Source organism: Providencia sp. wls1916 (assembly GCF_009706585.1).
In the GTDB taxonomy this organism is placed as follows: Bacteria; Pseudomonadota; Gammaproteobacteria; order Enterobacterales; family Enterobacteriaceae; genus Providencia; species Providencia lanzhouensis.
Genome location: NZ_WLUL01000018.1, coordinates 37363 through 49967, shown reverse-complemented (window position 1 = coordinate 49967; position 12605 = coordinate 37363). Strand labels below are relative to the sequence as shown.

General features: G+C 43.9%; 10 protein-coding genes. 1 reads left to right on the top strand and 9 read right to left on the bottom strand.

The window, feature by feature from the left end; all coding sequences use genetic code 11:
* Entirely contained in the window at window positions 1-756 is a 756-nt protein-coding gene (locus tag GKR61_RS12935) for an iron ABC transporter ATP-binding protein (protein WP_036949215.1), read from the top strand.
* 37 nt (window positions 757-793) lie between these two features.
* On the opposite strand, the gene GKR61_RS12930 is transcribed toward GKR61_RS12935, so the two are convergent.
* From GKR61_RS12930 to GKR61_RS12890, 9 genes are all read right to left on the bottom strand, one after another.
* Window positions 794-2260 carry a hypothetical protein gene (locus GKR61_RS12930; protein WP_036949216.1) on the bottom strand — a complete coding sequence of 489 codons (1467 nt, stop codon included), beginning with the start codon at window positions 2258-2260 and terminating at the stop codon, window positions 794-796.
* A gap of 206 nt (window positions 2261-2466) precedes the next feature.
* Window positions 2467-2970, bottom strand: a complete 504-nt coding sequence (locus GKR61_RS12925) for a RidA family protein (RefSeq protein WP_036949217.1) — start codon at window positions 2968-2970, stop codon at window positions 2467-2469.
* 84 nt (window positions 2971-3054) lie between these two features.
* Window positions 3055-4473 (bottom strand): NAD(P)/FAD-dependent oxidoreductase, encoded by a 1419-nt coding sequence (locus tag GKR61_RS12920; protein ID WP_036949218.1) that lies wholly within the window; start codon window positions 4471-4473, stop codon window positions 3055-3057.
* A gap of 980 nt (window positions 4474-5453) precedes the next feature.
* Complete coding sequence (locus tag GKR61_RS12915; protein ID WP_154639825.1) at window positions 5454-6926, bottom strand: FGGY-family carbohydrate kinase; 1473 nt, start codon at window positions 6924-6926, stop codon at window positions 5454-5456.
* 10 nt (window positions 6927-6936) lie between these two features.
* The gene (locus GKR61_RS12910) at window positions 6937-7806 is read right to left on the bottom strand and encodes an L-ribulose-5-phosphate 3-epimerase (protein ID WP_108479520.1); all 870 of its coding nucleotides are present in this window, start codon (window positions 7804-7806) and stop codon (window positions 6937-6939) included.
* 16 nt (window positions 7807-7822) lie between these two features.
* Window positions 7823-8857 carry an ABC transporter permease gene (locus tag GKR61_RS12905; protein WP_036949222.1) on the bottom strand — a complete coding sequence of 345 codons (1035 nt, stop codon included), beginning with the start codon at window positions 8855-8857 and terminating at the stop codon, window positions 7823-7825.
* A gap of 13 nt (window positions 8858-8870) precedes the next feature.
* Window positions 8871-9860, bottom strand: a complete 990-nt coding sequence (locus GKR61_RS12900; protein WP_036949223.1) for an ABC transporter permease — start codon at window positions 9858-9860, stop codon at window positions 8871-8873.
* On the bottom strand, window positions 9853-11358 hold the full coding sequence (locus tag GKR61_RS12895; protein ID WP_036949224.1) for a sugar ABC transporter ATP-binding protein: 1506 nt from the start codon (window positions 11356-11358) through the stop codon (window positions 9853-9855). The genes GKR61_RS12900 and GKR61_RS12895 overlap by 8 nt, the downstream gene beginning before the upstream one ends.
* Before the next feature lie 142 nt (window positions 11359-11500).
* Entirely contained in the window at window positions 11501-12493 is a 993-nt protein-coding gene (locus GKR61_RS12890) for a substrate-binding domain-containing protein (protein WP_036949290.1), read from the bottom strand.
* Window positions 12494-12605 lie beyond the last annotated feature (112 nt).

The window sequence follows — 12605 nt, the reverse complement described above, 5'->3', positions numbered from 1 at the left end:
ATGATTGAAATTCATCAGGTATCGAAAAGTTATCAAGATACTAAGGTCTTAGATAACGTTACAGCCAATATTAAAAATAGCGGTGTCACTTCAATCATCGGTCCAAATGGTGCAGGGAAATCAACGCTGTTGTCGATTATTGGCCGGCTATTATCGGCGGATCACGGTTATGTCAAAGTGAATAACTTGGATGTCTCGACTACACCAAGCGACCAGCTCGCAACCTGCTTATCGGTACTTCGCCAAGAAAACCAATTTGCTAGTCGTTTAACGGTGGAAGAGCTGGTTGGTTTCGGGCGCTATCCTTATACCAAAGGGCGCTTAACACTGGATGATAAACAGAAAATCGACGAGTCCTTGGCATTTTTGAACTTAACTGAGTTTCGCCATCGTTATCTTGATGAGCTTTCGGGCGGTCAGCGTCAGCGTGCGTATGTGGCGATGGTGTTATGCCAAGATACCGAATATGTGCTGTTGGATGAGCCACTGAATAACTTGGATATGAAGCACGCGGTGATCATGATGAAATTACTGCGCCGTGCGGCGGATGAGCTAGGCAAAACCATCATTCTGGTTATCCACGATATTAATTTTGCTTCTGTGTATTCAGACTATATTGTGGCGCTGCGAAATGGGCGTTTGTCTTATCATGGCGAGCCTCAAGAGATCATGAAATCCGAGATTTTAGAGGAAATTTTCGATACGCCGCTGGAAGTCAAAGAACTGGATGGACAACGGATCGCGCTGTATTACTGATTTTATCCGCTCCAATAGATGATATTGGAGCGGTGTGTTATTGCGGTGGGATAGTAATATCTTCGTCGCTGTCGAGCTCATCCAGTGGCTGAAGGATCTCAAGGCGTTTGATGCCATCAGCATTCACCACTAAACGCGCTAATTCATTGTAGGCTTTCTTATTCATGATGACGCGGCGGCATAGATAAATATGGTAAACCTTTTCACCGATAATTACGGGTTCATCATCATTAACCATCAACTCTTCATAGCTAATATCGAGATATTTCAAAAAGTCTGAAATATTAACCCGCGTAATATCCACAATAGACGATTGAGTCTGCATAAAGGCCGCAGAATTGCTGTGCAAGGTGACATCCTTGCGGTAATACAGAATATCTTCCACGCGCTGCACATTGACCAAATTCACCCAGTGGGATTTTTGGCGCATTTCATGAATATCAGGGGATAGGGTACTTTCTTTTAGAAAGCGGAATGACTCCTTACAAACCCCAACGGGCTCTTTTACCCCTTCCCGATAAATACGCAATTGACGATCAGGGATCCAGCGTTGAAATAACCGATATAGCTGTTCTCGTCCAATTTCTTTTAAGCGATCTTTAAAGATATAACCAATCACCATCGCTAAGAATAAATTAGCGCTGAGCGCACCGTATTTACCTTGCCACATAAAGGCAATAAATGTAGCGAAAACCATCGAAATTGCGGCTGCAATACCATAAATAGAGTGTAAAAGTAGCGGGAGACCTCGTTTGTGGCGGATCTCTAAGTAGAGGTAGCGGTTAATATATTTTTTCAGTAAATTGCGGCGGTAGGTGACCATTTCCGCGTCGTTTTCATCGTGTGGAAAGCTATCTGGTGCTAGCTTTTTCAAGTAACGCATTTCTTGATACCACAGATGGCGAATTTCATCGCGTAGAGGAAGTTGTTTGTCTTTTAATAAATCTTGTAAGTAAAACAAGGTGTAATGGGACATAAACTCATCGCAATAGGCGAAAGCGTTGGATTTAATGACCTTTTCAATTGGTGCTGCATAGGCGCTGAGTTCTCGATAGCGTTTGAGCCCATGCTCAATGTCTGCCAACACCCCCGTTATATACTCTTCAGTTTGCCGTTGTGAGTTTTGAGCGACCATCTTTAGGGTTAACCGCACGCTGCGCTTAAAGGTGAGTGCAAAGCGTTTTAGATGGTTTTCATATTCATCTAATGTTGGCGGTAATTCAGGATCTAACCGTTCCAACCAGCTTTTCAATTCATCGACTAACCCACCTACAGCGGGAATAGAAGAGAGCTGCACCGTAGGGGCTCGCAGCCGGATATAGTTTTTTAAGCTGCGCTGAAGATTTGAAGGGGTGTAGAGATCGGGGTTAACTTGCATTGATGCCGGAAGAAAAAAGAAGGTTTCAACTTGGTAGCGGATCTCTTTTGATTTTCGAGGGAAAAAGACTTGCTGTTTGATTTCAAACTGCTTTTTACCGTGGATTTTCAGAGATTCTTTAATCATGGTCTTCCTACCGGTGTTTCAGTGTATTCAAATATGGAGTGAATACGATGCAAGTATTTATCAAGGAAGAACAATAGTAATGTGGATGGCAATAAAAGAGAAGGGAGACAAAGAGAAGGAAAACAAAAACGGCCGCTAATGTTTACTTCCAAGCCAAAGCGGAAATAAATAGTCGGCCGTTTTAAGCATTCGTTGTCAGTTAAAAATTATTTTTTAGCTGCTGGGCGAACTGCGGTTACTTCAATTTCCACTCTCCAAGCTGGGTTAGCCAGTTTAGCGACTTGGAAGGTAGAACGAGCTGGCAGATTGGTCACTTTTTCAGTTTCATAGAACTTGTTGTAGCCAGCCATGAAGCCAGCGAAGTCCATAGTTCCTTTAGTTTCATCACCACCAACTAAGAAAACTTGCATTTTAACAACGTCATTCATAGTCAGACCCATTTCACCCAGAGTCGCTTGAATTTGTTTCAGAACGTTGATTGTTTGTACTTCAGTGTTACCGTAAGACTCTAAAACGCCTTCTGGAGCATCTTTAGAGATTTTAGAAGGAACTTTCCCGCTCAGGAAGATGAGGCTGTTGTTCGCGCTGATTTCTACTGATTCAGCGATTGGGAAACCTTTAACTGGAACACGTTTCACATCGTCTGCTGCGTTTGCAGTTGCTACACCTAAAACTAAAGGTAAGGAAAGCAGTAAAGTTTTGTAGCGCATAATAACTCCTTTATATATGAAAGTAGGAACCTATTAAGACCGTAAGGGGCTCGATAGGTTCCATCTAATTGTGTTTCGTTTTAATTAGTTAAAACGAGACAGTTTATAAGGCGTTGGATCGATAAATGTCTTCTCGTCCATTAACAATTCAGCAGTTAATCGACCCGCCGCCGGGCTTTCAGTCATACCCCAACCAGTCGCGGTATTGATAACCAGGCCTGGGTATTGTTCAACTTTAGAAATGATTGGAATCTCGTCATCAGTTGGAGAAACGGTGCCACCCCAACGTTCAACAACTTTAGATTCTTTAAATACTGGGAATTCTTTTCTTAGACGCTCAAGAACGCCATCTAAGTGGTCGTTGTTTGGCGTGTTAGTTGCTGTACGGAACTCTTCGAATGGAGTCTTCTCGTCTAAGTTCCAAGAAGTTGCCATAGTGAATGAGTTGAACAGGTCTTTACCGATAGAGAATTCTAATGGTAATTCACCGCCGCCTAATACGTGCAGGAAGCGAGGTCCTAACAGGAAGCTGTCTTTCACGATAGAGCTGGTGAAGATACGTGGTGCAACCGCGTAAGTACCGTCTGCTTGTTCACGGAAGTGGATACCGTTTGGCAGGTGGACGTTACCTTTTGGTGCGCCTGGAACGCCAGTAATACGCTGTTGAGACAGGTAAACGTTCAGAGTAGGGACATCAACACCTAAGTTACCCATGAACAGACGTGACCAGATACCACCAGTCAGAACGACTTGAGAGGTTTTGATTGCACCTTTTTCAGTGACAACATCAGAAATTTTACCGCCTGCGGTTTCTAAGCCACGAACTGCGCAATTCAGGTAGATTGGAATACCAATTGATTTTGCGTAGTTAGCCATTGCTGGGGTAACAGTTTCCGGGTCAAGGCTACCAGAATCTTCTTCAAAACCACCAATTTTCCATGGAGATTGAGCACCAACCAGACGATTAGCCAGTTCTTGACCTTCGATCATACGGGTTCTCAGCGGGGTATCGAAACCTGGGTTTTCAGACGCAGATTTGATCCACGCTCTTGCAACTTCCAGATCTTCTTCGCTTGAAGGAACTTCAACACGACCTTGAACACGGTAGCTGGTATCAGCACCGATTTTTTCGTTCATGCCGAGCCATTGAATTTTTCCGTAGTGGTGTAATGGGAAAATAGCTGGGGAGGTTTTATAGCTGATGATCTGGCTGTATGCGCGACCAGATTGCTCGCCGCCAACAACGCCTTTTTCACAGATAACAACGTTTAAGCCGCGCTCTTTCAGGTTAATCGCAGTCATGATGCCTTGCAGACCAGCACCGATAACAACCGCATCAGCAGATGCTGGTAATTTACCTTCGGTACCCGCGACTGCAGGTACGCGTGATGGCGTAGATTCAAAACGACCTTCTCTGCGGATCATAGGGACAACAGCTGCGCCCCCAGCAATAACACCAGCAGCACCAACCCCTAATAATAGTTTTCTTCTCGAGATTTTCATCTATAACCTCAATAACAATCTTGTTTTTTATATAGTAAATAATTTCAAATTGAGATGATGATCTTATCATATATTTTGAAATTGTTAAGTATCGAAAGTATTTGTTAATAAAATTGAGTGAAAAGTTTGAGTGGGTTATTTGATCTGGTCAGTGTTGTTGGGGGTTTGTCGCAATTTGGATTATTTTATCAATAGCAGAAATAGACAATTTTAATTGTGAATGTCAGTAAAAGTGTACAGGTGTAAATATCTAAATTTCAGATAAGTTAAATATTTCAGAGCCCAAATTAAGGAAGTGCCAAATAATTAATATCAGTTGATTATGCTGAATTTAGATTAAGTTTGATTTCGTTTTTATCGTAAAAAATAAAAGTTAAGTTAAATTTTTTAGCTATTTTATAATCACCTGATGGATTTGCATACAATTAATTTACGTTTAGTTGCACCGTATATTTACTGATAGTGTTATAGATGATTCTTTTTTGCTCTATACGCATTTTTATTTATATCAATATGAAAAATATGATTTTTTATTTTTACTGTGATTTTCTTGGCATAATAGGTTAATTATTTATTTGATAATTTTTTTGCTTCCAATCCTTAATCTAAATAAATCCCACATCATTCTTGAGAGTATTCGGTTGTTAATTATCCATGTATAAATGTAATTATTAACACTACTAAGTGTAATGATTTTATTTATGCTGATTTTTTGCATTTTCATTTTTCATATAAAGAGCGAATGTATTTTTTTATTTTGATGATAATTTGCTCATATTAATTAATTGGGAAAAATTTTATTTATTTTAGAATTTAACATTTGATTGGTTTTTAAGCCAAAAAATCTGGTTAATAAAATGTTAAAAAATAAATATTTAAAGTCTGGTTATTAGATAAATATATCTAAAATGAGAGGGATAATTGGTGAGGGGTATAGGTTATGCCTCCCTTTTGATGAACGTTAAGGGAGGCAATTATGGTTAGCAACTCAACGCATCTGCTACCGCTTTAAAGCGGACGAACTTATCCCGTAGCTGCTGATGAGCTATAAGGTTAGGTTGATACGCGGTGATTTTCGGTGTGCTTGATGCAATCGCGGTATCAAACCCTGAATAATATCCAGAGCCGACTGCGGCACACAGTGCGGCGGCTTGGCAGCCTGACTGCTGAACATCCACCACTTCAAGAGGCAAATTACTGGCATCACAGAACATTTGCATCCATAACGCCGAATTGGTTGGACCGCCAGTAAAGCGAATAGCCTGAGTGCAGTCATCAATGCCAACAATACGGTCTTGATGCAGCAAATGAGAAAACACAATTCCCTGATAAATGGCGTAGGCAATATCCCCTTCAGTATGATGGGAGCTTAACCCAAGTAGCCCGCCATGCAAGTTACTGTGGTAGTTAGAACCATATAACCAAGGGAAAAATAGAATATCGTTTTGCCGTGTGGCTCCTTCTGCAACGCAAGCATTGAGTACTTTGTAATCTTGCAAGCGTTGGTCGAAAAAGTGTCGTGTGAACCAAGCGAGGTTACTGGCTGAGGTTGGACTTCCTTCATGAACAAAATAGGTGCCTGGAATACAGTATTTTCCCCACACATAAGGGTAATCGGCAGGCATGATTTTATCAAAAACACGCGTGGAGATAGTCCAGGTTCCAGCGACGGCACTGAGCTTATCTTTCTGGCTGACACCCGATGACAGCGCGGCTCCCACCACATCGAAGAACCCACCAAATACTGGCGTTCCTTCTTTAAGACCACACTCTTTTGCGGCATGAGTCGTGACGCAGCCCGCTGACTGTGCGGAGTTAATCACGGGGGCGAGTTTGTCGTTAGCCTCTTCAATACCAAACAATTCACAGAGTTTAGGATCGTAACTGGAGGTTGTTGGGTTATAGAGTTGGCTGCCTGAAATATTGGTCTCTTCGCAAGTGAGCTGGTCAGTTAATCGATAACGAATATAGTCGTGAACCATTAAAACATAACGACCATCGCGATAGCTGTCTGGCTCATATTGTTTTAACCAATTTAGCAAGGCAACGGGGTGTGATGCCCAAAGTTGCTGCAAGCTTAGGGGATATGCTTGCTCTGTGGTGCCATTTTGGTGCCATTGATCGACAATCGCTTGTGCGCGGGAATCCGAAGAAACAATGCCGTTTCTGACGGGTTTTCCGTGTTTATCCAGTAAATATAGCCCTTTGCCGTGGGAGGAAAAGCTGACGCCTGCGATTTGTGATGCAGACAACTGGCTTTTGGCGATAGCTTCACGGATAACGCCGCAGGTGACTTGCCACAGGGTTTCCATATTACGCTCACTAAACCCAGCTTGTGGACTTTCGGTGGGAAAAGGGTGCTCAGCAACCACCAGTTCTTGCCCTTCAGGGCTGTAGATCCCAGCTTTGATCACGGTGCCTCCAAGGTCGACACCCATGAAAAATGTGCTCATTGTTAGCTCCTTAGTTTTCCCAGCCCGCTTGCTGCATTTTTTCTTCAATCCAATGGCGCGCTTTGATGATCTCAATCAGCGGTTCATCGGCTTTTTCCGTCCACATTTCAATTAAGAAGGTGCCACGATAATTGAGCTGCTTAAGCTGTTTGAACAGTGCCACAAAATCCACGCACCCTTCGCCGAATGGCACATCACGGAATTGACCTTTGCAACTGTCTGTTACGGCGTAGGTATCTTTCAGATGCAGAGCAACAATATTTTCAATGCCTTTGGTTAACTCGGCAGCCACATCACTACCCCAAGCGGTTAAGTTACCGACATCAGGATAAACTTGGAACCACGGTGAGCGAATTTTATCGGCAAGCGCTTGCCATTTCGTGATCGAATTCATAAATGGCGTATCCATGATTTCGACGGCGCACATCACCTGAGAAGCTGCGGCAATTTCAGCGACCCATTTCATGCCTTCTTCAAAGCGCGCAATGGTGCCTTCATCTTGCTCTTCGTAATACACATCGTAGCCAGCCAACTGAATGGTACGGATACCCAGATCTTGAGCCAATTTAATGGCTTTTGTCATTAATTCACGGGCTTTTTGACGGGTATCTGCATCATGGCTACCAAATGGAAAACGACGGTGACCCGATAGACACATCGTTGGGATGCGTACCTGGGTTTTTTGGATGGCAGCTACTAACTCTAAGCGTTGTTCCAAACTCCAATCTAGACGGGCTAAACGCTCGTCCGTTTCATCAACCGACATCTCGACAAAATCAAATCCTGCCGCTTTTGCGATAGCTAATTTTTCGCTCCAGCTACTGTGCTTTGGAAGGGCTTTTTCATAGATACCAATCGGATTTTTTCGTGAAATAGTCATCTTTATTCCCTGTAAGTTAATTTTGTACGGATGCTTTATTGAGGCGTTGATTGCGTGTCATTGCACGCTTAGCGCTCCATTTTTCTTTAAAGAATTTGAAGGCGAGAGCGAGGATCAACGTAATGCCCCAAACCGCGAGATTGAAGTGCAGGCTGACGCCCAACAGGCTAAGACCAGTTGCAATGACTTGCAGAACGAGCAATGCGCAGAAGACGCGGCTGACTTTACCGACGCCGCCAAATGGGTTTGTGCCTCCCAATACGATGGCTAAAATGGTCAGCAGTAAGTAAGAATCCCCGTATCCCATGCGGGCTGAGTTAAAGCGCGCCATCATGATCAGCCCTGCCAACACACACAGCAGGCTTGAAATGGTGTAAATCGCGATCATCACTCGGTCGGTACGCACGCCGCTAAACCACGTAGCATTGATGTTGCTGCCGCTCATATAGATATTTTTACCAAGGCGGGTGCGACCTAAAAACAGAGCCAAAATAATCGCGGTCACAATGAAAATAATCATGGCGATCGGCATACCGAAAACGGTGTCAGAGCCAATGGCGCGAACCACTGGCGGCATCCCACTGAGTGCGGCACCTTTGGTAAGGTAAACACCAATACCGCTGATAATAGTCATGGAACCAAGTGTGACCAAAATAGGATGAGCGCCAATATGGGAAATCATTAGCCCTGTTAAGCAGCCAATAATAACGGCGATAACGGTGGCACCGATTAATGCAAAGACCAACCACATTAGCTGCGTGCCCGTTCCTGCATCAACAGGCAGGTAATTGATAAATACCCAAGCCATAAACAAGCCAGTCAAGTTAGCGGTGCTGATAATGGCGAGGTTTAACCCGCCACTCAACATCGGAACAAACATGGCGAAGGTCAGAAGACCCAGCTCTGGCAACTGAAAGGTAATACTTAAAAAGGTATTCTGGGTAAAAAAGTGCCCTGGCATGGCGATACTGAAAGCCGCAATAGCGACCAAAAAGATTGAAAGCAGTCCGATAACAGAGCCATCAATTTTAAAAAAATCTTGTTTTTTCATGGTGATATTCCTGTTAAACAAAGCCTACGTCCGTTTCTTTACGCTTTTTGTAGTGAGTAATACAAATAGCGATAAGAATGACCATACCGATGACGATATTGACGAAGTAGTTAGACACCCCGATCAAGTTCAGACCGTTTTTCAAGATACCGATGAGGAAAACCCCCATAAGCGTACCGATAACGCTACCGCGACCGCCGGATAAACTCGCGCCACCTAATACCGCGGCTGCGAGAACATCAAGCTCGCCACCCACTAAGGCGCTAGGCACCACTTCACTCATGCGATAGGTTTGCAGCATGCCGCCGATAGCGGCCATCGCACCGAGATAACCGTAAGCAAACAGATAAATCACCCAGACGCGAATACCAATACGTGAAGCTGATTCTTGGCTGCCGCCTACCGCATACAGTTGGCGACCAATGTGGGTTTTGTTCATTAAGATCCACGTTAAAAACGCGATCCCTAACATCACGATCAATGGCAAACCAATTTGATAATATTCACCATCCACTTCAAAAGGCAGGATGGTGACAGGATCAACCCACCAATCCGGTAAGTCGTAGATACTGTGTCCGTTGGTTAGCCACATCAGCATGCCGAACAGCAAAGATTGCATACTAATAGTGATAATGATCGACACCACATTGAGGGAGTAAATCAAAATTGCGTTGATCAACCCAAAGGTGATCCCGATGACAATCGCAAGGGCGATACTCAGGGTTGGGCTTTCGAGTAATCCTTGCAGTAAGAAAGTGGCAATCACATATTGGACAACCGAGGCAACGGCGGCGAAAGAGATATCAATACCACCAGTGACGAGTACCACAAATAATCCCAGTGCAAAAATACCGGTGACCGCATAGCTTTCGCTTAAGTCGAGCAAGTTTTGAATAGTGAGAAATTGTGGGCTCATTAAGGTGAAAAACACCACCATGATGAGGATCACCCAGATTAGCCAGCCTTCAACAGACTGCGGACGAAGTTTTTGCCAATTAGCCATTGATGATTTCCTCCAATTGTTGCTCAGTCATGGAATCCGTCACAATTTCTTTGACGATAGATCCTTGCTTCATATGTAAAATGCGATCGCAGTTGTAGAAAGCTTCAGAGGCTTCATCGGTGATCAATAAAATGGCGATCCCAACACCAGAAAGTCGATGTATCAGCTTGTAAATGCTGTCTTTAGCACCGATATCGACCCCCACGGTAGGGGCATCAAGGATCAGCACTTTAGGGCGCGTCAGGATCCATTTGGCGAGCACCACTTTTTGCTGATTTCCCCCTGATAAGGTGGAGAGAGCATTGTTTGGGTCGGTCACTTTAATATCCAAATCCGCGATCCACTCTTGGACGATTTGCTGGCATTTTTGCTCATCAATCAGATGAAGAGGGGTTTTCAGGCGATCTAAAATCGAAATCACCATATTGTCGGCGATAGACTGCTGCAAAATTGCCCCCAGTGTCAGGCGGTCTTCAGACACGTAACCAATACCATGTTTGATAGCTTGGGCATTATTTTTGAAGATAATTGGCTTGTCTTCGACGATCATTTCGCCGCTGTCAGGGCGGGTTATCCCAAACAGAGAAAGGGCAAGCTCGGTACGACCAGAGCCTAATAATCCGCAAAGTCCCAGTACTTCACCGCGCTTTAATGACAGGGAAATATTCTGGTATTGCCCAGCACGGCTGAGGTTTTTCAGTTCTAAGACCGTGTGAGTTTCTTCTGCGTTATTGGGTGATTTGCGTTCATGAACAATATCAAGCCCTGTCATCAGCTCAGTGATTTTGCGCGTTGTCAGGTCTTCTGCTGGCCATGTTCCCATTTTTTGCCCATCACGAATAACGGTAATGCGGTCAGAAATTTCTTTTACTTCCTCTAACCGATGGCTGACAAAAACAACGGTGATACCTTTGTTTTTTAAGTAGTTCACGGTAGAAAGTAGCTGATTAACTTCGGTGCGAGTTAACGAGGCCGTTGGCTCATCCATGATCACTAAGCGTGCATCCGCAACCAGTGCGCGGCAAATGGCTACTTGCTGACGCTGGGCAATGGGGAGAAACTGCACTGGGGTATCAGGGTCAATGGTGAACTCAAGTTCTTTGAGAATTTGTAACGCTTTTTCCCTCACTTTCCCTTTTTGAAACCAACCAAAATAACCGTTTAAATTCAGTTCAAAGGCGATGTTTTCTGCCACGGTTAAGTTAGGAAATAAGGATAAGTCTTGGTAGATAACTTGAACGCCAAGCTCTCGCGCTTTGTCTGGGGTCAGGCGAGAGTATCGTTTGCCATCTATTTCAATTTCGCTACCTTCATCGGGAGCATAAACGCCGCTAATGGTTTTAATTAACGTACTTTTTCCGCAGCCATTGGTGCCCGCTAAACAATGAACTTCACCTTTGTTTAGCGTCAAGTCGATATTGCGTAATGCACGATGACCACCAAAGCTTTTGGAAAGATCCCGTAACGTAATCAGTGGGGAGTTTTTTTCGGCTGTCATAGTGGAGTCCTGGTGTTGACTGTGTCGTCAGATTCAGAGTGACAACAGACACCGCTATCAGACCTAAATAGGGTGCTGTTGTCACTTAAACTATGTGGAACAAAATAATACTGTTGTCGTATTTTTATTATGTAGCGCGAATTTACAGACCGACTTCAACCAGCTTTTTGGTGTTTTCAATATTCAGGTTAACTGGGTTGTCGCTGAGGATGGTGTTGCCACTCACTTTTATCTCACCCATATCACCGATGCTGACGCCAGTTTTGATCTCTTCGCCATTCATCATTGCCGTAGCGACTTGAACGAAAACTTGACCAGCCACTTTCGGGTTAGAGATATAGCCGCCGTCAATTGCGCCTTTTTCTAACAGTTTGATACCTTGACCCGGCGTGAATGTACCGAATACACAGGTTTCAGCGTTTTTACGGCGTTTGTCGATAGCGCGACCCGCACCGATAGGTCCTTGAGAACCAAATGACATGATACCTTTCAGATCTTTATGCTTAGACAGCAGGTCGTTTGCAGTACGCATAGAATCATCAACGGATTCTGCTACACCAAAGCGGTCATCGACCATTTGCATTTTTGGATAGTGTGCTTTTTGGTAAGCGATTGCCGCATCAGCCCATTCGTTGACTAAAGGTACCGTCAGGCTGCCCACGAACATGGCGTATTTACCTTCTTCACCCATACATGCTGCCATATCTTTCATATGGTTAGCGCCCATGCTTTGGGTATCCAGTAATTCGAAATCCCAATCCGCATTTTTTTGATCTGGGGATTCGTGAGTAATCACTTTGATGCCTGCTTCTTGGGCGCGCTTTAATACCGGCTCAAGGACTTTTGCATCGTTAGGAACGACGCCGATAACATCGACTTTCTTCGCGATTAAATCTTCAATTGCACGAACTTGTTCTGCAGGGTCAGCGGTGGTTGGACCCACTTGGAATGCATTAACGCCGAGTTTTTTACCTTCTTCAGTGATCCCTTGCTCCATGACGTTAAACCAAGGAATCCCCCCCACTTTCACCACAACACCCATGGTAAATGGCTTTTGTGCTTTCTGTGATTCAGCCATCGCCATGTTGGAAAACAGTGCGGCGCCCATTAAGCAAGGTAAAACTAATTTTTTCATATTCATCGTTATATTCCTCAGAGATGATGTGCATATACAGCCATGCTCATCAACATAGGGTTAATGTTTTGTTTAATCGGATAGATATAATTAATTTCTATTAATCGTTAAT